At 56.9% G+C, this 25,335-nt stretch carries 23 protein-coding genes; 21 read left to right on the forward strand and 2 right to left on the reverse strand.

The window, feature by feature from the left end:
• The first annotated feature begins 413 nt into the window (after nucleotides 1-413).
• From EK22_RS11820 to EK22_RS11875, 14 genes are all read left to right on the forward strand, one after another.
• Entirely contained in the window at nucleotides 414-902 is a 489-nt protein-coding gene (locus EK22_RS11820) for a hypothetical protein (RefSeq protein ID WP_152565087.1), read from the forward strand.
• Between the two features lie 405 nt (nucleotides 903-1,307).
• Nucleotides 1,308-1,442 carry a DUF3096 domain-containing protein gene (locus tag EK22_RS23670; RefSeq protein WP_020161375.1) on the forward strand — a complete coding sequence of 45 codons (135 nt, stop codon included), beginning with the start codon at nucleotides 1,308-1,310 and terminating at the stop codon, nucleotides 1,440-1,442.
• A 74-nt stretch (nucleotides 1,443-1,516) separates the two neighbouring features.
• Complete coding sequence (locus EK22_RS23675; protein ID WP_020161374.1) at nucleotides 1,517-1,666, forward strand: DUF3309 family protein; 150 nt, start codon at nucleotides 1,517-1,519, stop codon at nucleotides 1,664-1,666.
• A 186-nt stretch (nucleotides 1,667-1,852) separates the two neighbouring features.
• Nucleotides 1,853-2,278 carry a BON domain-containing protein gene (locus tag EK22_RS11825; protein WP_036251142.1) on the forward strand — a complete coding sequence of 142 codons (426 nt, stop codon included), beginning with the start codon at nucleotides 1,853-1,855 and terminating at the stop codon, nucleotides 2,276-2,278.
• A 156-nt stretch (nucleotides 2,279-2,434) separates the two neighbouring features.
• The gene (locus tag EK22_RS11830; RefSeq protein WP_036251145.1) at nucleotides 2,435-3,529 is read left to right on the forward strand and encodes an efflux RND transporter periplasmic adaptor subunit; all 1,095 of its coding nucleotides are present in this window, start codon (nucleotides 2,435-2,437) and stop codon (nucleotides 3,527-3,529) included.
• Entirely contained in the window at nucleotides 3,526-6,588 is a 3,063-nt protein-coding gene (locus EK22_RS11835; RefSeq protein ID WP_036251148.1) for an efflux RND transporter permease subunit, read from the forward strand. The genes EK22_RS11830 and EK22_RS11835 overlap by 4 nt, the downstream gene beginning before the upstream one ends.
• A gap of 447 nt (nucleotides 6,589-7,035) precedes the next feature.
• Entirely contained in the window at nucleotides 7,036-8,451 is a 1,416-nt protein-coding gene (gene atpD, locus EK22_RS11840; RefSeq protein ID WP_020161370.1) for a F0F1 ATP synthase subunit beta, read from the forward strand.
• The gene (locus tag EK22_RS11845) at nucleotides 8,426-8,809 is read left to right on the forward strand and encodes a F0F1 ATP synthase subunit epsilon (protein WP_020161369.1); all 384 of its coding nucleotides are present in this window, start codon (nucleotides 8,426-8,428) and stop codon (nucleotides 8,807-8,809) included. Before atpD ends, EK22_RS11845 begins: the two co-directional genes overlap by 26 nt.
• Complete coding sequence (locus tag EK22_RS11850; protein WP_020161368.1) at nucleotides 8,809-9,114, forward strand: AtpZ/AtpI family protein; 306 nt, start codon at nucleotides 8,809-8,811, stop codon at nucleotides 9,112-9,114. The genes EK22_RS11845 and EK22_RS11850 overlap by 1 nt, the downstream gene beginning before the upstream one ends.
• Nucleotides 9,107-9,484, forward strand: coding sequence for an ATP synthase subunit I (locus EK22_RS23190; RefSeq protein ID WP_020161367.1), 378 nt, complete (start codon nucleotides 9,107-9,109; stop codon nucleotides 9,482-9,484). The genes EK22_RS11850 and EK22_RS23190 overlap by 8 nt, the downstream gene beginning before the upstream one ends.
• A 21-nt stretch (nucleotides 9,485-9,505) precedes the next feature.
• Nucleotides 9,506-10,180 carry a F0F1 ATP synthase subunit A gene (locus tag EK22_RS11860; RefSeq protein WP_020161366.1) on the forward strand — a complete coding sequence of 225 codons (675 nt, stop codon included), beginning with the start codon at nucleotides 9,506-9,508 and terminating at the stop codon, nucleotides 10,178-10,180.
• Between the two features lie 44 nt (nucleotides 10,181-10,224).
• Nucleotides 10,225-10,503, forward strand: coding sequence for a F0F1 ATP synthase subunit C (locus EK22_RS11865; RefSeq protein WP_020161365.1), 279 nt, complete (start codon nucleotides 10,225-10,227; stop codon nucleotides 10,501-10,503).
• 3 nt (nucleotides 10,504-10,506) lie between these two features.
• Nucleotides 10,507-11,250 carry a F0F1 ATP synthase subunit B family protein gene (locus tag EK22_RS11870; RefSeq protein WP_020161364.1) on the forward strand — a complete coding sequence of 248 codons (744 nt, stop codon included), beginning with the start codon at nucleotides 10,507-10,509 and terminating at the stop codon, nucleotides 11,248-11,250.
• Nucleotides 11,234-12,748, forward strand: a complete 1,515-nt coding sequence (locus tag EK22_RS11875; protein WP_036251151.1) for an alternate F1F0 ATPase, F1 subunit alpha — start codon at nucleotides 11,234-11,236, stop codon at nucleotides 12,746-12,748. The genes EK22_RS11870 and EK22_RS11875 overlap by 17 nt, the downstream gene beginning before the upstream one ends.
• 479 nt (nucleotides 12,749-13,227) lie before the next feature.
• Here EK22_RS11875 and EK22_RS11885 read toward each other — a convergent pair whose 3' ends face one another.
• The gene (locus EK22_RS11885; protein WP_036251246.1) at nucleotides 13,228-14,346 is read right to left on the reverse strand and encodes an ATP-binding cassette domain-containing protein; all 1,119 of its coding nucleotides are present in this window, start codon (nucleotides 14,344-14,346) and stop codon (nucleotides 13,228-13,230) included.
• Between the two features lie 710 nt (nucleotides 14,347-15,056).
• Here EK22_RS11885 and EK22_RS11895 point away from each other — a divergent pair.
• The 7 genes from EK22_RS11895 to EK22_RS11925 all read left to right on the forward strand — a co-directional run bounded on the left by EK22_RS11895 (nucleotide 15,057) and on the right by EK22_RS11925 (nucleotide 23,413).
• The gene (locus EK22_RS11895) at nucleotides 15,057-17,000 is read left to right on the forward strand and encodes a TonB-dependent receptor plug domain-containing protein (RefSeq protein WP_235209318.1); all 1,944 of its coding nucleotides are present in this window, start codon (nucleotides 15,057-15,059) and stop codon (nucleotides 16,998-17,000) included.
• Nucleotides 17,001-17,018: 18 nt separating this feature from the next.
• Nucleotides 17,019-18,335, forward strand: a complete 1,317-nt coding sequence (locus EK22_RS11900) for an extracellular solute-binding protein (RefSeq protein WP_020161358.1) — start codon at nucleotides 17,019-17,021, stop codon at nucleotides 18,333-18,335.
• Nucleotides 18,332-19,714, forward strand: coding sequence for a di-heme oxidoreductase family protein (locus EK22_RS11905; protein ID WP_152565088.1), 1,383 nt, complete (start codon nucleotides 18,332-18,334; stop codon nucleotides 19,712-19,714). The genes EK22_RS11900 and EK22_RS11905 overlap by 4 nt, the downstream gene beginning before the upstream one ends.
• 434 nt (nucleotides 19,715-20,148) lie before the next feature.
• Nucleotides 20,149-20,706, forward strand: a complete 558-nt coding sequence (locus tag EK22_RS11910) for a gluconokinase (protein WP_020161356.1) — start codon at nucleotides 20,149-20,151, stop codon at nucleotides 20,704-20,706.
• Nucleotides 20,707-20,807: 101 nt separating this feature from the next.
• A complete protein-coding gene (locus EK22_RS11915; RefSeq protein WP_036251155.1) occupies nucleotides 20,808-21,650 on the forward strand; it encodes an SMP-30/gluconolactonase/LRE family protein in 843 nt (280 codons plus the stop codon).
• Between the two features lie 44 nt (nucleotides 21,651-21,694).
• Complete coding sequence (locus EK22_RS11920) at nucleotides 21,695-22,510, forward strand: SDR family oxidoreductase (RefSeq protein WP_036251157.1); 816 nt, start codon at nucleotides 21,695-21,697, stop codon at nucleotides 22,508-22,510.
• Nucleotides 22,511-22,543: 33 nt separating this feature from the next.
• Nucleotides 22,544-23,413 (forward strand): F0F1 ATP synthase subunit gamma, encoded by an 870-nt coding sequence (locus EK22_RS11925; protein WP_036251160.1) that lies wholly within the window; start codon nucleotides 22,544-22,546, stop codon nucleotides 23,411-23,413.
• Nucleotides 23,414-23,584: 171 nt separating this feature from the next.
• Here EK22_RS11925 and EK22_RS11930 read toward each other — a convergent pair whose 3' ends face one another.
• Nucleotides 23,585-24,634: a PD40 domain-containing protein gene (locus EK22_RS11930; RefSeq protein ID WP_036251163.1), complete on the reverse strand. Its 1,050-nt coding sequence runs from the start codon at nucleotides 24,632-24,634 to the stop codon at nucleotides 23,585-23,587.
• Nucleotides 24,635-25,335 lie beyond the last annotated feature (701 nt).

Here is a 25,335-nt window from a genome sequence, read left to right on the forward strand (position 1 = left end):
GGCTAAGAAAAGAGAGCGGATTGTGTTGTCGCTGATATGGCATGGAAGGCGATCGTATTCCAAGCCGTAAACAAGCGGTGGACTGCGATGAAGGGTTTTATCTTGCTCAAATTCCCGATATCCCGCATTAAGGGAATCAGTCGATAATTTATGTGCGACAGCGCACTGACTTTGGCAAGTTCCGTAACTAAGCTTTTAAAACCTACCCGGGTGAATCTATCGATGAGCTAATTCGTGGCAAGTCCCGATACGAATGGCCATTAAGCCTTAACAATTGAAGGAGAAAGTCTATAAATCCCGATGGATAGTATTCCCGCTGACAGCGGCCAAATCCAGTCCGCTCAGCCATGTTGCGTCAGACACTGTTTTTTTGATCACAGATGGTTCTACAACGTTCTCAAGAGGAAACTATTATGAAAATCATAGACAGAGCATCGAATACAGCAGCTACAAGGCCAGAAACGGTTTTCCGCATGAATACGGCCGAATTTAGCCAAAAAAAGTTCTGGTTGCCTTTGCTCTTAGGCATCGCTCTGATTTATGTGGGCAATCCACTGTACGCCGGGGAATATGAGAGCTCGGGTAATCAGCCCATGCAATCCGAAGGCATTCAAGGTCAAGGCAGTCAACCGGGAAGAACGCAAGGTACTGAAAGACAGGGTGTCGGCAGGGATACCGAGCCGTCTTCCGGTTATACGGACAAACTGCGTGAGCAGGGCAGCGAAACCATGGAGCGGGGCAGGGATAGAATGAGGCAGGGTATGGATCCCAGTCCGGGCACCGAAGAAATGGAGACTCCCGCTCCCGGCAGTGAAAATATCAACAGGGATACCACCGCCCCAGGCGGCGATAACATGATGCGGGACGCCATACCAGGCGGCAGTGGCATCGATAGGGAATGACAAATTGACGGACGGCAACATGGGGGCAGAGGGCAATAGCCAACACAACGATAGACAAGGCCGGGCGGTCTCCTTTCAACGACAGCGCGGCAGCAGCGGCAGCCTCCGGCACAGGCGGCTGTAAAATGAACAGACACGTAGGGGCGAACCTGTGTGTTCGCCCTTGCTCAACGGTTCACCTATGGCCAGCGGTCCTCCGATAACCCGTTGTGCACCTGAAACTCCTACATTTTCTGCATCATTACATTCCCGTTCCTAACCGAGTCCAGCGATCCCGAAAATTTCAATCCCTGAAAAAAACAGTGTTATGTGCGGTATTGTACAGACCGAATTCAATTATAGAGCTAGACTAATTTCGGGTTTACGTAGTGTGATGCAAGTAATTGATTAAATAAGGAGATTTCCATGAGTGCTATGACTATCACGCCTGTTCTGTCCTTGATAATAGGGATATTAATCTTGCTGATACCCAGGTTTTTGAATTATTTCGTGGCTATTTATTTAATTATCGTCGGGATTCTGGGATTGATGCAGCAGTAGGTTTTATGCGTGGATTACATAATGCAGTACCGCGACGATTCATATTGACGTTCACGTTTTAAAGGAGAAACGCCATGACACCCGAAACTATATTATTGATCATTTTAGTCTTGATTATCCTGGGCGTGGTTCCCATTTGGCCTTATAGCCGAAGCTGGGGTTATGGGCCTAGCGGTATACTCGGGGTAATACTGATCGTTCTTTTGATTATGCTCATATTATAGGCGCAGGCCGCCGAACCGATTGGCATAGGCAGTAATCCTCAAGGATTACTGCCGGGCAGGAGCGTGTTTTATAATCTTGACGAATGTACACAAAATAACCCGGGCATTCCCTTTCCTCATCCGGGGGGAAAGGCCCAGGATGCCACGGCTGTTTTGTGCTCTTAAACACATGCCGAGGACTATGCCATGAAAACAAAGAATGCGAACTTATCAAACACAGTCCTTACTGCCGCCTTGTCCATGGCGGCCGGCCTGGCCGGCTGCGCTCAGGACAGAGTCGGAGAGCGGACCGGACGACAGGTTGATCAGGCCGCAACAACAGCGGCCGAGACTATGGACGATACCCGCGAGTCGCTGGACGAACAGACCGAAAAAGCCGGCGGCTATATCAGCGATGCCGCCCTGAGCGTCCGCATCAAGGCCGAACTGCTTAAGGACCCGCACCTGGCCTTGTCCGATATTCGCGTCTCGACTACTGACGGCGTGGTCACGCTTACCGGCACAGTAAGTTCACAAATCGCGGTCACCCGAGCGCTGGAAATAGTGCGCCGCGATCCGAACGTGAAGTCGGTCAAGCACAATCTGGTCGTTAGAGGGCCGGGCAGAGTATAGCCGGTGCGCGCAGCAACCCTGAAAAGAGACCGTTCGGCATCGGAAGAAAAAGGCCGGATTTAATAAAAAACCTTGAGTCGAGCTCGCCAGAAAAACTTATAATGAGTCCATTTTTCCGCACTTGAGCTGCAAAACGGACATTCATTATAGGAATCCATGATCAAACGAATTCTCCTTATCGTTGCGTTATCCGTGCTGATTTTCGGCGGACTGTTCGGCTGGAAATTTTATCAGGACCGGCTGGCGCTAAGCCAAATGCAAGCGCCGCCGCCGGCCGTCGTGGCCGTTACCGAAGTCAAACGGGAACGGTGGCAGCCTTATCTGACCAGCGTCGGCAGCCTGGTTGCCGTTGCCGGCGTTGACGTCAGCAACGAACTGGCCGGCAAGATCACGGCCATTCATTTCGAGTCGGGGCAGTCGGTCAAAAAAGGCCAGTTGCTGCTCGAACTGGATACTTCCACGGATGAGGCGGAACTCAGGGGCTTGCAGGCCGATGCGCAGCTGGCGAAAGTCCGGTTTGAGCGCAGCGAGCGGCTGATCGGCAAAAAATTCATTTCCCAATCCGATTATGATCTTAATCAGGCGCAGCTGGCCCAGGCCCAGTCGGCGGTCAAGGCCAAGCTGACGGTAATCGCCAAAAAACACATCCGTGCGCCTTTCGACGGCAAGCTCGGCATCCGGCTGGTCGATATCGGACAGTATCTGGCCGAAGGTTCGGCGATTGTACCCTTGCAAATGCTCGATCCCATCTATGTCGATTTCACGCTGCCCGAACAGCATCTGGCCGGACTGACAATCGGCCAGCAATTGATCCTGACGGTGCAGGCCTATCCGGGCAAAATCTTCACCGGCACGATCAGCGCCATCAACCCGGCCATCGACATCGAAACCCGGTCGATCAAACTGCGCGCGACAATGGCCAATCCCGACAGCATCCTGCGCCCGGGCATGTTTGCCGACGTACGGGTCCTGTCCAGCCAGGAACAGGAAGTGCTGACGCTGCCCGATACGGCCATTACCTACAACCCTTACGGCGATTCCGTGTTCGTGGTCGAGTCCGGCGAGCAGGGCCTGACGGTACAGCGCCGGCAGATTGAAACCGGCGAGACGCGCGAGGGTCGCGTACAGATTGTCAAAGGGCTGCAGGCCGGCGAACGCGTGGTCAGCGCCGGCCAGGTCAAATTGCGCAACGACATGCCGGTCCGCGTCGATGACAGGCCGGCGCCCGGCGAACGCGAGAACACGCCGTGAAATTCACCGACCTGTTTATCCAGCGGCCGGTACTGGCCAGCGTCATCAGTTTGCTGATTCTGGTGATCGGCCTCAGGTCGATCCTGGTACTGGACGTGCGCCAGTATCCCAAGACCGAGGATACCGTCGTCACCGTCACCACGGTCTATCACGGCGCCAGCAGCGATCTGGTCAAGGGCTTTATCACGACGCCGCTCCAGCAGGCGATCGCCGAGGCCGAAGGCATCGATTACCTGTCCTCGACCAGCCGCCAGGGCAGCTCCACGATCGAAGCGCACATGCGCCTGAATTACGATCCGAACGCGGCGGTGGCCGAAATCCAGGCCAAGGTCGCCAGCCAGCGCAATGTCCTGCCGATAGAATCCGAAGATCCGGTCATCACCTCGCAGACCGGCGACCGGACGGCGTTGATGTACATGGCTTTATACAGCGAAACGCTGGCGCCGGCGCAGATCAGCGATTACATGCTGCGCGTGATACAGCCGAAGATGCAGGCCGTGGCCGGCGTCGGCAAGGCGCAGATGCTGGGCAATAAAACCTTCGCCATGCGCATCTGGCTGGACCCGCAACGCATGGCCGCGTTGGGCGTCACCGCCGACGATGTCGCCGAGGTGCTGCGTACCAACAATTATCTTTCCGGCGCGGGCCAGACCAAGGGCGATTACGTCATGATGGACCTGAGCGCCACCACCGACGTCGCGCGCGAACAGGATTTCCGGCGGCTGGTCGTGGGCAATCGCAACGGCACCCTGGTGCGCCTTGGCGACGTCACCCATACCGAAATGGGCAGCGAGGATTACGATTCGGTCAGCTGGTATAAAGGCAAGGATGCCATCTTCATGGCCATCGAACAGGCACCGGGCGCCAATCCGCTGGTGGTCGCCCAGGATGTGCGAAAAGCACTGGACGAGCTTAAGTCGGAACTGCCGGAAGCGCTTCAGGTGCTGGTGCCTTACGACGCCAGCCAGTTCATTCAGGACTCGATCGATGAAGTGTTTTTTACCCTGATTGCCGCGGTCGTGATCGTGCTGGTGGTTATCTATCTGTCCCTGGGCTCTTTTCGCGCGGCGCTGGTGCCGGCGGTGACCGTGCCGCTGTCATTGATCGGCGGCACGTTTCTGATGCTGCTGATGGGCTTTTCGATCAATCTGCTGACCATGCTGGCGATGGTGCTGGCGATCGGCCTGGTCGTCGACGACGCTATCGTCATCGTCGAAAATGTGCACCGGCATATTGAATTGGGAAGCTCGCGTTTTCAGGCCGCGATCGATGCCATGCGCGAACTGGTGCTGCCGGTCATCGCAACCACGGTCGCCCTGGCCGCGGTCTATTTGCCGATCGGCTTCATGGGCGGCCTGGTCGGGACCTTGTTTACCGAATTTGCGTTTTCACTGGTCGGGGCCGTCATCGTATCGACCGTTGTGGCGATGACGCTGGCCCCCATGCTCAGTTCCAAGGTACTGAAGGAAAAAGGCACGTCCGGCCGCTTCGAGCACATCGTCGAGCGCCTGTTTACCGGCCTTTCCGAGCGTTACCGGCGCCTGCTGCATCCTGTGCTGGAATTCGCGTCCATCCTGCCGGTTTTCGCGCTGGTCGTGATCATTAGCATTTACTTCATGTTCACGCTGTCGCAGAAAGAGTTGGCGCCCACGGAAGACCAGAGCATCCTGTTCTTTATGGCCACGGGACCGCAGACCGCGACCTTGAAATATAACGAGACTTACGCACGGGAACTGCTCAACACCTTCGAGACCATTCCGGAATATTACGAAAGCTTCGTGCTGCTCGGCTTCGGCGGCGACGACAACGTCGTGTTCGGCGGCTTTAAAATGCCGTCGACGACCGAGCGCCAGCGCTCGCAAATGGATATCCAGCCGGAACTGCAGGACAAGGTCAATGACATCGCCGGTTTCCAGACCGCCGTGATTCCGCGCCCGAGCCTGCCCGGATCGGGCGGCGGCCTGCCGCTGCAGTTCGTGATACAGAGCGATGCCGATTATGCGCAGATCGATCAGCTTGCCGATGAGCTGGTAAACTCGGCCATGGGCAGCGGGCAGTTTTCGTTTCTGATGAAGGAAGTCGAATTCACCCGCCCCATGGCCACGCTGGTGATCGATCGCAACCGGGCCGCCGATCTCGGCATCTCGATGGAGGAAATCGGTCGCAATCTGGCGGCATTGCTGGGCGAGAGCTATATCAACCGCTTCAATCTGCAGGGCCGCAGTTACAAAGTCATACCCCAGGTGGACGACTTGTCCCGCTTCGATACCAGCAAGTTCAGGGATTATTACCTGCGCACGGAATCGGGCGGCCAGGTGCCGCTGTCATCGCTGGTTCACATCGAAAAATCGGTGGAACCCAGCAAGCGGACCCAGTTTCAGCAGCTTAACAGCCTGACGGTCTCAGGCTCGCCGCAGCCGGGCATCGCCCTGGGAGACGCCATGGCGTATCTGGAGCGACTGGCCCGCGACGTGTTTCCGCGCGGCTACACCTTTGATTACACAGGCGTCTCGCGCCAGTATGCGCAGCAGGGCAGCGAACTGGTCATCACTTTTTTCATGTCCCTGCTGGTGATTTATCTGATCCTGGCCGCACAGTTCGAAAGCTGGCGCGATCCGCTCATTATCATGACCTCGGTGCCGATGTCCATCGCCAGCGCGCTGGCGTTTCTGATGCTGGGGTTTGCCTCGATCAATATCTACACGCAGATCGGCCTGATCACCCTGATCGGGTTGACGGCGAAAAACGGCATCCTGATCGTTGAATTCGCCAACCAACTGCAGATCCGGGAAGGGCTGTCCAAACACGATGCCGTGGAACAGGCGGCCATGATTCGCATGCGGCCAATTCTTATGACGGCCGTATCGACCATGGTCGGCATGGTGCCGCTGTTGCTGGCGACAGGACCCGGCGCCGCCAGCCGCTTCGATATCGGCCTGGTGGTCATCACCGGCCTCGGCATCGGCGGCACGCTGTTTACCTTATTCATCGTGCCGCCTTTTTATCTGCTGCTGGCGCGCGACCGGCACCAGGGCGAGGCAAGCGCTCAGGCATCATAGGCATTGAAACCGATGGCCTTCTGGTTCCCACGGTCCTGAGACTGTGAAAGTATTCAATTTAAAGGATTTAACCACGAAGGACACGAAGAGCACGAAGTTTTAAGCTATTGATTAACTTAATTTTTTCTTCGTATCCTCGGCAACTGCTCCTGCGTTGCTCTACCTCCTGCATCCCTGCAGTCGTTCGTGATCTTCGTGGTGAATAAGGCTTTTTATGACGTTTTTCACTAATTCTTTCACAGTCTCTCCTCCGTGGGAATCCATACCGGTCGCCCCGAAGCCTCGATATGCATTTCCACGCAGGAACGCGGGAACGAATAGAAACCAGACTGAAGGTTGCGTGTTATCAGGAAAAAGCGTTTTTAATCCTTAAAACCTTCGTGTTCTTCATGGCCTTCGTGGTAAAAATACCTTGACCAGCGTTTAACTAACAAACAAGCTTGATGTATGACCGATGCTAACGAATCTCATCAAAACCCTGCCACGGGCCGCGTTAAATCGGTCAAGGGCAGCATTGTCGACGTCGCTTTCACGACGGCGCTGCCCGGCATCAATCAAATGTTGCTGGCCGGCACGGAGGGCGATATCGTGCTCGAAGTCGCCGGCCATCTGACTGAAACCGATGCGCGCTGCATCGCCTTTCATTCCACCGAAGGGCTGGAGCGCGGCGCGCCCGTGACCGATACCGGCCGCTTTCTGTCCGTGCCGGTCGGCGAGGCGCTGCTGGGCCGCATGATCAACGTGTTCGGCCAGGCCATCGATGGCAAGCCGGCCATAGCCGGCGGACACAACCGCTCCATTTACCAGCCGCCTTTGTCGCTGGCGCAACGCAGCACCGCCTCCGAGGTGTTCGAGACCGGCATCAAAATCATCGACCTGCTGGTGCCGCTGGAGCGGGGCGGCAAGGCCGGGCTGTTCGGCGGGGCCGGCGTCGGCAAGACCGTGGTGATTACTGAACTGATCCATAACATGGTCGGCCATTACCGCGGCGTCAGCGTGTTCTGCGGCATCGGCGAGCGCTGCCGCGAGGCCGAGGAACTCTACCGCACCATGGACGAGGCGAACGTGCTGAAGGATTCGGTGCTGATTTTCGGCCAGATGAACGAACCGCCCGGCGTGCGCTTTCGCGTCGGCCATACGGCGCTGGCCGTGGCCGAGTATTTCCGCGACGAGACGCGGCGCGACGTGCTGCTGCTGATCGATAACATCTTCCGGTTTATTCAGGCCGGCTCCGAGGTTTCGGGGCTCATGGGCCGGATTCCGTCGCGCGTCGGTTACCAGCCGACCTTGGCGACCGAGCTGGCGGAACTGGAAGAACGTATCACCAACACGGCCAACGGCAGCATGACCTCGATCCAGGCCGTTTACGTGCCGGCCGACGATTTTACCGATCCGGCCGCCACCCATGTGTTCGGCCATCTGTCGGCCTCCATCGTGCTGTCGCGCAAGCGTGCCAGCCAGGGCTTTTACCCGGCCGTCGACCCGTTGGCCTCGCGCTCCAAAATGCTCAATGCCGCCGTGGTCGGCGACCGCCATTACGCGATCGCCATCGAAGTGCGCCGGGTGCTGGCCGAATATGACGAATTGCAGGATATTATCGCCATGCTGGGCCTGGAGGAACTGAGCGAAAACGACCGGGCCACGGTCAACCGCGCGCGCCGGCTGGAGCGCTTTCTGACGCAGCCGTTCGCCACGACCGAGCATTTCACCGGGCGCAAGGGCAGCCTGGTCAGTCTGAACGATACGCTGACCGGCTGCGAACGCATACTGAACGATGAATTCGCCCGGACCGACGAACAGGCGTTATACATGATCGGCACGATCGACGAGGTAAACCGTGAGACTAAAACTGCTGCTGCCTAGCCAGATCCTGATCGACGAACCGGTGCGGAAGATCATCGCCGAAGCCGGGAACGGCTCATTCTGCCTGGAGCCTCGCCACGTCGATTTCGTTGCCGCGCTGGTGCCGGGCTTGCTGATGTATGTCCCGGAAACAGGCGGAGAGGTGTTTATCGCGGTCGATGAGGGGATCCTGGTCAAATGCGGCGCCGAGGTGCTGATTTCGACGCCCAACGCGGTGCGCGGCGATGATCTGGCGACCCTGCGCGAAACGGTCGAGGAACGCTTCAAGCAACAGGACGAGGCCGAGCGACTGACCCGCAGCGCGCTGGCCAGGCTGGAAGCCGGCGTATTGCGCCGGTTCACGCAGATGCAGGAATAATGATGAACAAACACAAACCTGAAGCCCCGGGCGATAAAATCAGCCAGTCGGTCGACCGGCAGGCCCAACGCAAGCTCAAGGCACGCCGAGACAAACGCCATAGCGTCTGGTTCGGCCTGGGCATGTTCGGGCTGATCGGCTGGTCGATCGCGATTCCGACCCTGGCCGGCATCGCCCTGGGCTTGTGGATCGACCGGCAGTGGCCCGGCCAGGTGTCGTGGACCTTAACCTTACTGTTCGTCGGCGTGGCGCTGGGCTGCATGAACGCCTGGCGCTGGATCGGCAAGGAGCGCGACCGTGACTGAAAGCGTTTACCTGTATGCCGGTATTATGCTCTGGGGCGTTGTGCTGGGATTTTGTTATTTTGGCGGGCTTTGGTTCACGGTACGCCGTTTGCCAACGGCGAGGCATCCGGCTCTGTGGATGCTGGGCAGTTTTATTCTGCGCAATGCGCTGGTCGCCTCCGGGTTTTATGCGGTCATCAGATGGAGCTGGCAGTCTGTGCTGTTGTGCCTGGTGGGATTTGTCGGCGTCCGGTTGCTATTGATCAGGCGCATTAAAGCGCCTTCTCCTGGTAGTGAGAGTTGGATGGGGAGGAACACTATTGTGGGGGCGACTTCAGTCGCCTGTTCGGAGAAAAAAGGGCGACCGAAGTCGCCCCCACAGGATAGATGACAACTCGACAAGGGCACAAAAATGATTAACAACCCTGACCAGATCATTCTATGGCAATACGGCTTTGTTAAAATCAATGCCACGCTGGCGTTTACCTGGCTGGTCATGGCATTGTTGACGGTAGGCAGTTTCCTTATTACCCGCCGGCTGTCGATCGACGCGCCTATATCAAGATTTCAGAATCTGCTGGAAGTCATCGTGTTTTTTGTCAACAAGCAAATCCACGAAATCGGCCAGCAGAATCCCGCGCGCTATCTGCCGCTGATCGGCACCTTATTCCTGTTTATCTTTCTGTCCAACCTGCTGGCCGTGGTGCCGGGCTATCTGCCGCCGACCGGCTCGCTTTCGACCACGACCGCCCTGGCCATCTGCGTCTTTGTCGCCGTGCCGGCATACGGCATCAGCCAGGTGGGATTATGGCGCTATCTCAAGCAATATGCCCGCCCGAGCGTGTTCATGTTGCCGTTCAATATCATCGGCGAGTTTTCGCGCACGCTGGCCCTGGCGGTCAGGCTGTATGGCAACATCATGAGCGGCACGGTGGTGGCCGGCATCCTGATCAGCCTGACGCCGTTCTTTTTTCCGGTGGTCATGCAGGTGCTGGGTTTGCTGACCGGCTCCATACAGGCGTATATTTTCTCGATCCTGGCCATGGTTTATATCGCCTCGGCAACCTCCGGCGATCAGGCGGATTAATGGCGGGATGTCGCGGTCGCTTTGCTAACTTTAAGGAGTACAACATGAATGAAATCAGTCTGATCGGCATGGTATCGGTTTTTACCGCAGGCTTGACGATGGCCATCGGCGCCATCGGACCCGCGCTCGGCGAAGGGCGCGCCGTCGCCCAGGCACTGAGCGCCATCGCCCAGCAGCCCGACGAAGCCAATACGATCACGCGCACGCTGTTCGTCGGCCTGGCGATGGTTGAATCCACGGGCATTTACTGTTTCGTCATCTCGATGATCCTGATTTTCGCCAATCCGTTCTGGGACTACGTCATCGCCAGGGCAGGGGGCTGATTCATGGAGATAGACTGGTTTACGACCGGCGCCCAGATCGTCAATTTTCTGATTCTGATCGGCTTGCTGAAGAAGTTCCTGTACCGGCCTATCATCAATGCCATGGCGGCCCGCGAGCGGAATCTGGTTGAGCAGCGCCAAGCGGTGATGGACCAGCGGGCGCAAGCCGAAAGCCTGAAACAACAGTATGAGGCCAGCCTGCAAGGCCTTCATCGCGAACGGGAAAAAGTCCTGTCCGAGGCCAGGGCGCGGGCCGAAGCCGAAAAAACCGAGCGGCTGCAACATCTGGACGATGAAATCCGGCAGAAAAAAAATCGCTTCTCGGAACAAATGCGCCAGGAGCAACAGGAACTCGGCACGGCAGTCGGGCGGGCCATCGCCGATAAAGCCCTGCGGCTGGGCGGTAAAATCCTGGCAGGGCTGGCCGATCAGACCCTGGAGCAGCGCATCGTCGAGCAGTTTCTGCGGCAATTGTCGAACCTGCCCGGTCCCGAGCGGGCGGCGCTCGGGCAAAGCCGTACGGTCACGGTCATTACCAGTTTCCCGGTCGACGAAACCTTGCGCCAGCGCATCAAGGACAGGCTGAACAATGCCGCCGACGCCATACAGTTTGAGCAGGATGCGCGGTTGATCTGCGGCATCGCCCTGGAAGCCGGCGGCAGAAGCTGGGAATGGAATATCGAGCGCTATCTGGCCGAACTTGACGCCGATCTGCTGACACCGGCCGATCATGAACAACTTACTTGAACAATTTATCCGGCAGGCGCTGGAGCACATCGATACGGCCATCGCCGGACATGACTTCGCCCTGCAAGAGCGTGAAATCGGCCGGCTGATGCAGGTCGGCACCGGCGTGGCGCGCGTGGCAGGCTTGCCGGGCACCAAAGCCATGGAACTGCTGCGCTTTGAAAACGGCGTCATGGGTATGGCCTTCAATCTGGACCCCGCCGAAATCGGCGCGGTGCTACTGGGCGAGGAATCCGACCTCAGCGCCGGCAGCCGCGTCGAACGCACCGGCCGCGTCGTCGACATACCGGTCGGCCGGGAATTGCTGGGACGCGTGCTCGATCCATTGGGGCGTCCGCTGGATAATGCCGGCACGGTACGGACCGGCCGGCGCTGGCCGATCGAGCGCGAGGCCCGGCCGATCATCGAGCGCGCGCCGGTATCGGTGCCGCTGCAGACCGGCATCAAAGTCATCGACGCCCTGATCCCGATCGGCCGCGGCCAGCGTCAGCTGATCCTGGGCGATCGCCAGACCGGCAAGACCGCGGTCGCGGTCGACACGATACTGAACCAGACCAATAAAAACGTCATTTGCGTCTATTGCGCGATCGGCCAGCGCGGCTCGGCCGTGGCCAAGGTCATCGAGCGATTGCGCGCGCAGGATGCACTGAAAAACTGCATCGTGCTGGTGGCGCCGGGCGAGACCACGCCGGGCGTGCAGTATATCGCCCCTTATGCCGCCGCCAGCATTGCCGAATGGTTCATGACCCAGGGCGAGGACGTGCTGGTGGTCTACGACGATTTGACCCGCCATGCCCACGCCTACCGCGAACTGTCGCTGCTGCTGCGCAGGCCGCCGGGCCGCGAAGCCTATCCGGGCGATATCTTTTACCTGCATTCGCGCCTGCTGGAACGCGCCACCCGGCTGAAACCCGAACACGGCGGCGGCAGCCTGACGGCCCTGCCGATCATTGAAACCCAGGCGCAAAACCTGTCCGCCTACATACCGACCAACCTGATTTCGATTACCGACGGCCAGGTTTATCTGTCGCCGATACTGTTCCAGAAAGGCGACCTGCCGGCCGTCGATGTCGGCAAATCGGTCTCGCGCGTCGGCGGCAAGGCCCAGTTGCCGGGTTATCTGGACGTATCCGGACAACTGCGGCTGGCCTATTCGCAGTTTGAGGAATTGGAAACCTTCGCGCGTTTCGGCACGCGCCTGGACGAAGCCACGCGCCGCAATATCGAACGGGGCCGGCGCGTGCGGGAAGTATTGAAGCAACCGGAAAGCCGGCCGCTGACGGCGTTTGAGCAGATCGTCATCCTGCAGGCCCTGAACGAAGGCTTGTTCGATGCCATCCCTATCACCGGGATCAACGCGGCCGGCGACAGGCTGACCCGCGCCCTGGCCGGTCAACTGGAGCCACAGCGGCAAAAAATCCATGCCGGCGAGAAGTTAAGCAATGAAGACAAAACCGTATTGCTGGATTTCGCGCGCGGCGTATTGGATGCATTGTAGGGGCGGACCTACGTGTCCGCCCTGTTTCGGGTGCACAATGGGCTATCGGAGAACCGTTAGCCAAAGGCGAACCTTTTGCCTGAATATTTCACCACGAAGGACACGAACGCCTCCAAGGATGGAGGCGGTAGAATTGCGTCTGGAACAGCAATCGAGTACACGAAGGCTTTTCAATTCAAATACTTAGAAATATTTCATGATGAGCTTATGAAGTTATCGGTGGTAAATGATAACGCCATGATTTTCTTCGTGTTCTTCGTGTTCTCTGTGGTTTCATGAAATATCCGGGTTAGGCAAGGACGGACACACAGGTTCGCCCCTACGTATGACGGTATCAGGGCATCAATCCGTGGGAATTGCCCGATTAAAACGCCTGGGAATCAAGGAAAATGAACAGCCCGATTAACAATCGATACTGAAATAATGCTGATTGGGTCAAATTTTGCCGCATAATGCAGGTTTCAAGTAACGGCTGATTGCTATCGCCTCCCGAACAGCCCTCCGAACGATTTTGGATCGGTATTGGCCCGGTAGGAAAATGCGACGGTTTTGGCCAGGCAATAAACGCTGTCGCCTTCGTTCAGGTTCATATCCTGGCAGGCCTTCAGCGAAATGCCGGCTATCCAGACGTTGCCGCAATCGATTTGAACCAATATGCCGTTTTCGGCGGGAATAAGCGCGCAAATCCGGCCCTTGATTTGATTCTGCATCGAAATGCCCGCTATGTAGCCGCGCGATAGCGCGATTTCGTTCGAGGATAGGGTGACCGCGATCGAAGTGCCCGGCGCCAAGTCGCTGCGCAAAGGCAGTATCAATTCGGTGCCGTAGGTTTCCGCGAGCGTGCAGCCATTCGGAATGTCGTGCGCGATGATCGTCGCCCGCATCTTATTCTCGAATTGGCTCAAGCCGATTTTCTGAATCATGCCAACCTCTCTCAACAGATCGTTCAGCAAGCCGAGCCGGACCACGCGTCCCTGGTCCATGACCGCGACTTTTTCGCTGAATTCGAGCATGTCTCCCAGCGTTTGACTGGCATAAACCAGCGGTAGCCGCAGTTCGCTGGCCACGCGTTTCAGAAAAGGTGTCAGCACATTCGATACATCATGCCCCATCGTTGCAAGCGGGTCGTCGAGCAACAATAACCTGGGCGATTTCAACAAGGCATTTGCCAGCAAGACCCGTTGGCGTTCACCGGTGGACAGGCTGGCAATCGGTCGATTCAGTAAATGGCCGATGTGCAGGAAATCAATCAGATGATCCGGTTGGAATCCGCGCCGTTGCTTGAGGGTGCGTTCATAAGCCGAAGACAAACATTCCTTGACTGTTGCGCCCGAGTGCAACGTGTCGTTCTGGAGCACGGCGCCGACGGGGCGCTGCTCGCGCGGAATAAAAATGCCTTTACGGCTATCGAAAAGCGTTTTTCCGTCCAGGACTATCCGTCCCGATTCGGGCCGCATTGTGCCGGTCAGCAAGCCCAGCATGGTGCTTTTGCCTGCGCCGGAGCGCCCTAGCAGTCCAATGTTCTCATCCTGTACCGATAAATCGGCGGTTAGATCGAAATTGCCGCGTCGCAACGAGACGTTCATTTCCAGTAACATAATTTCCCTCTTCGTTATGTAGTTGAGTTCATAATGATTGACGGCTAGCAGAAACCGCGCCAAATTTTTGCCGGTTGTCGCGGCATTTTGATCGCGAGCGAACAGGACTGGAAGGCGTTATTTCGATTCGCGGGTACTTATGGCTTACATATTGCTGTGCATGAGCATAACTTAACGTTATATACTATAGTACATAACGTTAAGTTAGGATTTCCACCGGCTCCTGGTGTTGCGTTTCCGACAATTCAACATAATTTGTCGGAAACAAGCCATGACTGGAGTCGGGTGTGACCAGCGTTATATAGATGAACTGATGTTACGCAGCCAGTTGAAGTTAGATCGATTTAATAAAGTGTCGCTATCGCGACGGTTTTATTTAATCGGGTTTATCGCACCCGAAGGCGAGTTACTTTCTTTTGCGCGGCCAAAAGAAAGTAACCAAAGAAAAGGCCGCCCGTTGCCGCTTTTTCCTTGCGCTCCTCGCTTTCGCCGAGGGTTGCCAAAAGGGACTCCTGTCCCTTTGGCAACGCGCTTCATCCATGAAGCGCCCCTTCGGGCTATTCTCGGCGAAAGCTGCGGTGCTCGGCGCGGCAAACGGGATGAAACCGCCCGTGCGTAACATCAGTAGATTAAGTACAAACCAATAAAAAAGGTTCACCATGCATCCAGCTGTTTTATTACTGTCAATGGCCGCGTTTTCACAGGCTACATTGGCTAATCCGGACATATTTGATTTGGGGGTGATTGAAATCAACGGTGTAGCCGGACAAGAGAAATTTTCCGACAAGGAAACGATTACGGCCGAGGAAATAGCCCGCCATAACCGCAACGATGTCGCTTCGGCGCTGAACTTACTGCCCGGTGTTTCGATTCAGAATCTGGGCGCGCGTAACGAACGCCTGGTTTTTATCCGCGGTTTCGATTCCCGCCAGGTGCCGCTGTTTATGGACGGCATTCCCGTGTATGTGCCTTACGACGGCAATGTCGATTTAAACCGTTTTACGACTTTTGATATCGGCCAAATCGATGTCAGTAAAGGCAATGCCTCGGTGCTGTATGGTCCTAATACCCTCGGCGGCAGCGTCAATCTGGTCAGTCGGCAGCCCACGGAAGAATTAGAGGGCAATTTCACCGTCGGCATGGGCATGGATTCCCGGTTCGACGCAAACTATTACCAAACCGCTTTGAATTTTGGCTCCAATCAGGGATGGTGGTATATCCAGGGCGGCGCCTCGTTTCTGGACCGGCAGTTCTGGCGGCTGTCCGAGGATTTTTCCAGCGCGGCGTCAGAAGATGGCGGCATTCGTGAAAACTCGGGCAATACCGATTATAAAGGCAACATCAAACTGGGTTTGACGCCGAACGAAACCGACGAATATGCGATCGGCTATAACAGCCAGAGCGGGCGCAAGGATAGCCCGCCTTATGCCGGCACTGACAAAACCTTTGCTACTCGCTATTGGCGTTGGCCTTACTGGGACAAGGACAGCGTTTATTTTCTGTCCCGAACCCAGTTCGGCGACGATCACACCGTCAAACTGCGCGCCTACCACGATACCTTTCAGAACAGCCTGCAGTCATTCGACGACGCCGGATATCGCTCAATGCGCAAGGCTTATGCTTTCGATAGCCGATACGACGATTACACCTTCGGCGCCGGTCTTGACTATGGCACGACCTGGTTCGACAAGCATGAACTCAAACTGGGATTCAACTACAAACAAGACGTACACCGCGAAATCGGCGATACCGGTCAGCCGTGGCAACGCTTTGCCGATGAATACCATTCCTATGCGATCGAGGACAGCTACACGCCGACCGATGCGCTCAGGTTCGTGGTCGGCGCCAGCTACGATCGGCAAAAACGCCTGCAGGCGCAGGACCTGATCAATCATCAAATCGTCTCGTTTCCGCTCGGAAAAACCAAGGATGCCTACAATATTCAAGGCAGTGCATTCTATGAATTGTCCGAGGATTTTGTGGTGCATGCGAGCCTGGCGCGTAAGACCCGGTTTCCGACGATCAAGGATCGGTATTCCTATCGGTTGGGCAGCGCCTTGCCCAGTCCCGATCTGCAAGCGGAAAAAGCCCTGAATTACGAGTTCGGCCTGGACGGCAAGGCGTTCGAAATGCTTGATTACGGCGCGGCGGTATTTTTCAGTCAAATCGACAGCACCATCGAAAGCGTGACGCTGCCTGACTCCATCTGCACCCGGCCCCCCTGTTTTCAACTGCAAAACATCGGCGAGCAGGAGAATCTCGGTATTGAATGGTACGCAACCGCCAAGATCAGCGATCAATGGCGCATGCATGTCAATTACACGTGGCTGGATCGCAACAATATTACCCATCCGCAGATCAAGCCGCTCCGCACACCCAGGCACAAGGTTTTCTCGTATCTCGAATATCAGCCTATTCGCTATCTGCGATTGCTCGCCAGCGCCGAATACAACGACAAGCGCTTCAGCGATACCGATGGAACCCGGATAGCGGATGCCTTTGTTGTCGGCAACCTCAAAGCCACTTTCATCGCGAATAAGCATTTGAATGCCGAGTTCGGCGTCAATAACGTCGCCGATCAAAATTATGCCTATGAGGAAGGCTTTCCCGAACCGGGCCGGAATTACTTCGCCAATATCAACTATCGCTATTGAACCTTTGGAGACAATGTCATGACAAGTTTAGTCCGTGTTTTAATCTGCCTGATCGCAGGGCTCAGCATCGATCCGGCCGGGGCCAAAGAAAAATTGACGGTATTGACCGCGTACCCCGAACACGTGGTCTCCCATTACGAAACGGCATTCGAACGCGATAATCCGGATATCGACCTGGTGGTGTTATGGCGCATGCCGCACGATGCCCTGCTGTATTTAAGAAAACCCGGGCAAGGCGGAGTCGATGTTTACTGGTCCGTCGCGCACCGTAAATCAGCCGCGCATCATAATTTTCTGATGCTGAAACAGGAAAATGCCTGGCAGAAACTGGCCATCGACCGCAGCGGCCTGGCGGATCGGCTCGGCGCCTTGCCGCTAACGGACCCGGACGGTTATTACAGGGTCACGGAAATGGCCGGCTACGGTTTCGCGGTCAATCCCGGTTATCTGCAAAAACACGGCCTGCCGTTTCCGAAAACCTGGCAGGACTTGAGCGATGCCCGCTACAACGGGCATCTGGTCATGCCCATTCCTGCCAAGGTCGGTTTCGCGCCGATGATGGTAGACAGCATATTGCGGCAATACGGCTGGAAACAAGGCTGGGCTCTGCTGGCGGGTATGGTGGCCAATGCGCGCCTGGTCGAACCTGGCGCGGCATTTATCAGCGAACTTATCGGCTCCGGCGAACGCGGCATTGCACCGAGCATCGACTTTTTTATTGCCTCGGCCGCGGCCAACGGCGCCCCCATACAGATGATTTATCCGGCACCGATCGCCTATTCGCCGGCGCATATTGCGATCACCGCAGTCAGCCGACATGCCGACGCGGCCAGGCGTTTCGTCAGTTTCGTACTGTCGGATGCGGGCCAAAAACTGCTGTTCCATCCCGACATCGGAAAACTGCCGGTCCGGCCGGCGGTATACGCGGATAAGCCCGAGCAGTATTTCGACCCGTTTGCGGCAGCCAGACGGCATCCGCCTGTTTTCGATCCCGGTGTTTCGTTGCCGCGCCTGGCATTGAATAGCGCATTGTTCGATCTGATGTTTACCGAACAACATGAAACCGTGCAACGTCTTTGGCGGCAGCTGCGTGCACAGGAGGCGATTGCTGAAACCGATAAAGGCGAGGCGTTGGCGGAAATACGGCGATTATTGACGGCATTGCCTGTCGATGCCTCAATGTCCGATGATGCCGGGCTGCAACAAATATTCATGAAGCGCATCGAGGACCCGGATGCCGACAGGCAGGCGCGGGAATTGGAGCAGGCCTGGCGTCTGGAGATCGAAAGCCGGTACAAAGAAGCCGAACGGCTGCTGCGGCAACAGGAGTCATGATGATGCGTTGGCTGAATATTTTCTCGGGATTGTTCCTATGCTGGATGGCTATGCAGCCAGTGCAGGCGAAAAGTGCTTTTGAAGCGGCTGATGCCGGGCGGGAGGCGTTTACCCGTATCTATTCCCCTATTAACGAGGAACAATTGACTCAAGCGTGGCATGGACGTCGATTGTTCCGGCACAGTTGGGTGATTCCGCCGGCAACGGACATTGAAAACGAAGGGCGCGGACCGCTTTTCAGCCAGGTAGGGCTTGGCCCCCTGTATAACCAGTTGGCTTGTGTTTCCTGCCATCCGAAGAACGGGCGCGGACGCCCGCCGGAAACGCCCGGGCAGGCCATGCGTTCGATGCTGGTACGGCTCAGTCTGCCGGGCCAAAATGAACAAGGCGGTCCGCTCGCGCATCCGGTTTACGGCGATCAGTTGAGCGAGCAAGGCATTCCCGGCGTGCCGGGCGAAGGCCGTGTGCAAGTCGAGTATAAAGAGCATGTCGTGACCTTGCCGGACGGCGAAAAAGTCAGCCTGAGAATGCCGGTTTACCGATTCGTCGAGTTGCAATACGGCCCGTTGGAGCCGGAAATATTGTTTTCTCCGCGCGTCGCCCCTCCGGTATTCGGTTTGGGTCTGCTGGAAGCGGTGTCCGGGCGGACGATCTTGGATCTGGCCGAGCAGGGCAAAAAGCAGGGCGTCAGCGGTCGGCCGAATTACGTTTGGGACGCCGAGCGGCAGCGCCGCGTGATTGGCCGCTTCGGACTGAAAGCCAATGTGGCCACGCTCAGACAGCAAATTGCCGGCGCCTTTATCGGCGATATGGGCGTGACTTCTTCTTTATACCGAAAAGAAAATTGCTCGCCAGCGCAAACAGCTTGTCAAAAAGCGCCATCGGACCGCCAGCCGGAATTGGCCGATGAGCAACTCGACGCAATACTGCTGTATCTGCGTTTACTGCAGGTTCCGGCGCGGCGTGATACGGATGATTCGAGGATGAGGCAGGGAGAAAGGATTTTCGCCCGGATCGGCTGCAGCGCCTGTCACACACCGACCTTGACGACCGGCGAATTTCCAGAATTACCGGTACTGTCCAGGCAAACATTCCATCCTTATACCGATTTGTTGCTGCACGATATGGGTGAAGGCTTAACCGACGGGCGCCCCGATTTCGAGGCGGCCGGTCCCGAATGGCGGACGCCGCCGTTATGGGGAATCGGTCTGATCGAGCGGATCAATGAGCACCAGACATTTTTACATGACGGACGGGCGCGTAATTTAACCGAAGCGGTGCTATGGCATGGCGGCGAGGCGCTGGCTGCCCGGCAGCGTTTTCAGAACTTGCCCGTGGCGGAAAGACAGTCGGTCATTCGGTTTCTGGCGTCTTTGTGAGGATTTTCGGCAGGGTTCGATCTTGCTTAACGGCTCGGACTAAAATGATGTTAAGGTACGGGAATGAAATAGGATCCGCGACCGAGGCAGGATTTCAGTACCTGTTCAAAGCGCTCCAGGCGACGCAGTGAGGCGCATCGCTCGCGAACGATGCGCACCCTGTGTTACAGCGGGTAGGCTGGGTTGGAGCTTTGCGGAAACCCAGCATAAGGGGCTAGCTCAAGTCGCGATGAGGGCATCGCTCCCACCAGCTCTTGAGCGATGCGTACCCTATGTTACAGGATCATTATTGAGGACCAAATCCTTAAGGGATGGCCGTCTGACTCAACCGCCTGCAATTCGTCTGGAACTGGTCGGCGGCCTGTCAGTCAATTTAACGTCACGAGGCTATTGCGCCGTGGCAATTCCGATGAGCCTATGAACTCGAGCGCCGTATGAATAACGAGTCCGATGCCGAAAAAGCAGCTCCCCCCGATCCCGGGCTTCGCGGCTATGTGTTGATCATCGGCGGCGTGTCCGGGGCCGGGAAGACGACCGTGGGCAAAGCCCTGGCCGATCGTTTGAACTGGCGCTTTATCGAGGGCGACGATTTTCATCCCGCGGCGAATGTCGCAAAAATGCAGCGCGGCGAACCTTTGGATGATGCCGACAGGGCACCCTGGCTGAACCGTCTGCGGGAAGAAATCAGAACCTGCCTGGATAAAGGAGACCGGGCCGTCCTGGCTTGCTCGGCGTTAAAGAAAAACTACCGCGCACTGCTGCGTCCGGATCACGAACGCGTGCAATTCGTCTTTCTCACCGGGGATTATGAAACCCTGCGCAAGCGGCTCATGCAGCGGCGCGATCATTTCATGGGGGCGGACTTGCTGGCCAGTCAGTTGGAAACCCTCGATTTACCCGATCATGGCTTGCTCGTTAATATCAACCAGCCGGTAGCCGCGATTGTGGATTTAATATTGGATCGCCTGTCTTTGCTGAACAAGGGCGGGTAATCCGTGCGCTACAGTTTTTTATTGGATCGATAATGTCTGCCCAATTGAGTTTAAATTTAAAAACTGATGTCAATAAGACCTAAAGAGCCAGGAGAATCACGATGGACGATACCGAAGTGCTTGTAACAGGCCTTGTCTTTCCCGAAGCGCCGCGCTGGAGGCAGGATCGTTTATGGTTCACCGACCAGCACGCCAGGCGGATAATGACCGTCACGCCGGACGGGCAGGCGGAATGCCGGCTGGAAATGGATGATCCGCCGGGCGGCCTGGGCTGGCTGCCCGATGGCACGCCGCTGGTCGTCGCCATGGCCAGGCGGGCGGTTTATCGCCTCATCGGCCACAGGCTCGTCCTGCATGCCGACCTGTCCGGTTTGGCCCCGTTCCATTGCAATGACATGGTCGTCACGGCCGAAGGCCGCGCTTATGTCGGCAATTTCGGTTATGACCTGCATGGCGGCGCGCCGCCGGCCGCAACGCATCTGATTGCGGTTGAGCCCGACGGCCGATGCCGGATAGCGGCGGAAGGGCTGGTTTTCCCCAACGGCAGCGTCATTACCCCGGACGGCACCACGCTCATCGTCGCGGAAACCTTTGCCTCCCGCCTGACGGCTTTTCTGATCGGCGATGACGGCCTGCTGCATTCGCCTCATCTCTGGGCACATCTCGGGGACGCGACGCCGGACGGCATCTGTCTCGATAAGGAAGGCGCGATATGGGTGGCCAGTCCGGCGACGCGTTCGGTGCTCCGGGTCAGTCAGGGCGGCGATGTGTTAGCGCTGATCCGTCCGGCAGGCATCCCTTACGCCTGCATGCTCGGCGGACCGGAGCGGCGGACCCTGTTCGTGCTGAGCTCGGAAACGGATGATCCGTACCAGGCCGTGGTCATGGAATCGGGGCGCATAGAGATTGCCGAGGTGGCAATACCGGGGGCGGGGCTGCCGTAAGCATCCCGCCGCAATCCTCCATTAACCGAAGCGAGAACCTGAACATGCCTTTACTCACCGAAAAGACACTGGCGGGGCAGCGCGCATTAGTCACCGGCGGCAGTTCCGGCATCGGCGCGGCGGTCGCCCGCGCATTGGCCGAAGCCGGCGCGCGCGTGGTGGTCAATTACCTGTCCGATGCCGAAGCCGCGCAAAAAATGGTCGACGAGATACACGCCTGCGGCGGCGAAGCGCTGGCCGTTCAAGCCGACGTCAGCCAGGAGCAGGAGGTCAAGTTGATGTTTGGAATCCTCATGGAACGCTGGGGCAGCCTCGATATCCTGGTCGCCAATGCCGGTATCCAGCTGGACGCGCCTTTTTCCGAAATGACCCTGGCGCAATGGAACACGGTATTGGCCGTCAATCTGACCGGCCAGTTTCTTTGCGCGCGGGAAGCCGTCAAGGAATTCACGCGGCGCGGTCTGGTACCGGAATTATCCAGCGCCGCCGGCAAAATCATTTGCATGTCCTCCGTGCATGACGTGATTCCCTGGGCCGGGCATGTCAATTACGCGGCCTCAAAGGGCGGGGTGCTCATGTTCATGAAAAGTCTGGCGCAAGAGGTGGCGCATCAGAAGATCCGGGTCAATGCCATTTCGCCGGGGGCGATCCGCACGCCGATCAACCGTGCCGCCTGGGAAACGCAAGAAGCGGAGGCCGAGCTGAACAAACTGATTCCCTACGAACGCATAGGCGAACCGATGGATATCGGCCATGCAGCGGTCTGGCTCGCTTCCGATGCCTCCGACTATGTGGTCGGCACCACGCTTTACGTCGATGGCGGCATGACCTTATACCCCGGGTTTCAGGAGGGCGGTTGAGATGGGCCGTCAAATCAGGCCGGAGCGTCAAGCATGAAAACCCTTGAAGCCCTGCAGCGGGACATGGATACCGCCACCGACTTGCAGTCCATCGTCAGAACCATGAAGGTGCTGGCGGCGGTCAGCATCCGACAGTACGAAAAGGCGCTGGCTTCGCTGACCGACTATAACCGTACCGTGGAAATGGGTCTGCAGGCCGTATTGCGCAACCACCGGTCCGCCGCGTCGGGCCGCGTCCAGACGCCGCGGCGGACCGGCGCCATTGTGTTCGGCTCCGATCACGGCCTTTGCGGACGCTACAATGAAAGCATCGCCGCCTTTGCCATCGAAGCGCTGGAGAATGCCGACGACCGGCGCATCCTGGCGGTCGGCAGCCGTATCGAGGCGGCGTTGCGGGCAAGGGGGGAGGATGTCGAACAGCTTTTTTTCGTGCCCGGTTCGGTTACCGGCATCACCTCGACGGTCCAGAACCTGCTGCTGCGGATCGATGACTGGCGGCAGGCCGGCGTGGAGCGCGTGCTGTTGTTCAATAATGTGCACGAACAAAAAACCGCGTACCGGGCCCAACGCCGCGAGTTGCTGCCGATCGATCCAAGCCGATTCAACTCCAGCCGCGACCGGCCGTGGCCGTCCCGCTCGTTGCCTGTGTTCACGATGGACAGCGGGGAGCTGCTTCGCGCCCTGATCCGCCAGCACCTGTTCATCGTGCTGTTCAGCGCCTGCGCTGAATCGCTGGCCGGCGAACATGCCAGCCGCCTGATTTCGATGCAGGTGGCCGAAAAAAACATCCAGCAGCGACTTGAAACACTGACTTCCACCTATCGCCAGCAGCGCCAAAACCAGATTACCGAGGAACTGCTCGATGTCGTGTCCGGATTTGAAGCGCTGGGCGGCGAGTTGTAAGGATTGGGTCGTCAGTATAACGAACCGGTGGGAGCGATGCCCTCATCGCGACTTGAGGACTGTTTTTAACCGCGATGAAGGCATCGCTGCCGCAAGCATTGTAAAACAAAGCAGCTGTGTATTCGCCGGACCGCGGGCTATGTCAAGCGACTGCAATTACTTGCCGATCTTCTACTTTTCCTTGCCGCCGGCGAGAAGGTTGGGCGGCGGGCCGACCGGTTCGAAGTTCTTCAGCAAGGGAATGTCATCCTTGTTGATCCACCTGAGCTCAAGATCGTAAGAGCCCTGCGGCCCCCAGCCTCCGGTGAATTTCTTGCCATCGGGCGTGAAGCTCCAGCACATATCCTCGCCGGCGGTATTGATGGTATCGCCGAGATTCAACGGTTCCTGCCATTCGCCCTTCGGATTCTGGTATGCGATCCACTCATCATGCCCGCCCCGCGAGCCGAGATCAGTTCGCGTGCTGGTCACGATGATGCTCTTGCCGTCCTTTGACAGTCCGGTCCAGTGCAGATGGTCACGGTGCGGCGAATTGATTCTTGAACCGAGGCTCTGCGGTTTCTGCCAGACGCCATCCTTCTTCTCGACCTTCCAGATATCGCTGTCCTGCGTGACTCCCGGCTGCTGGTAGCTGAAGTAAATCAGGCTGTCGGAGGCGATGATCGGGCAGTGCTCCTCGCCGGTCGGCGTGTTGAGATTCGGCAGTTCGGGAACCTCGTTCCAGCTTTTTGCCGGTTGCCAGACACCGTCAACTTTCTGCGTGACGTAGAGGTCGCCGGTTGACAGATTGCCGGGTTCGTAGCGGGTGAAGTAAATGATATTGCCGTCATCGGAAAGGCTCGGCTCCAGTTCCCAGGCGGATGTGTTGATGCTCGGTCCCTTGGCAGGGTCAATGTCCGGTCCCAAATGCACCGGAGTCTGCCAGGCGCCGTTGGCATAATGGGACATCCAGATGTCGAAGTTGTAGGGTCCGGGCGATTCGATGCTGCCCGGGCGGGTCGAGGTGAAGATGGCGGTTTTGCCATCGGCGCTGTAGGTGATCTCGAAGTTGGAACCGGCTGAGTTGAGCGGCTCGCCCATACTGTTCGACGGGGGCGGAGCCGCGTTATCATCAACGCTATCGGATTTGGACATGCCGGGCATCGCGTTAGCAACCCCGTGCGCCAGGATGAGTGCGGGCACCACGGAACAAAGCCTTGAAATAAGGCGTTTTTCTTTCATATACCGAACCTTCTTTTTAGATGAATAATACGTTTGTCTCTTTCATCGCAATTTTTTCGATAAGCCTTTTCTTATCTACCGTTGCGGCTTCAGATTGTGTTGGCAATGGTTGATAGTGTCAAGAAGAAATCCCTAATATTTTAATGTTCGGCAGGGCAAGCAAAAAGCCAGGCAGGTGCGCATCGCGTATCATTTTTTAAAATGTTCAGATCAAAGGGGGCGTCTGTATCGTATGGATGCATTGTAGGGGCGGACCTATGTGTCCGCCCTGTTTCGGGTGCACAACGGGTTATCGGAGAACCGCCAGCCAAAGGCGAACCGTTGGGCAAGCCAGGTAGGGTACGCATCGCGTGCCATTTTTTAAAATATTCAGATGAATTAAATCCAAAAGGTACGAGACTGTGAAAGTATTCAATTTAAAAGATTTAACCACGAAGGACACGAAGCACACGAAGTTTTAAGTTATTGATTAATTTTATTTTTTCTTCGTGTCCTTCGTGATCTTCGTGGTGAATAAGGCTTTTTATGACGCTTTTCACTAATTCTTTCACAGTCTGGTACGCAGTGCGTACCCTAGTGTGCCCAGCATGGGCCAAAACTAGTTACCTGAAAGGAGGTAACCGGAAGTAGTAACGACAACCGTAGCGAAACCGCAAGGGGGAAGCCGCGAGGCCAGCCTGAAAGAAGCGGATAGCAAATGC

The organism is Methylobacter sp. BBA5.1 (assembly GCF_000746145.1).
In the GTDB taxonomy this organism is placed as follows: domain Bacteria; phylum Pseudomonadota; class Gammaproteobacteria; order Methylococcales; family Methylomonadaceae; genus Methylobacter; species Methylobacter marinus.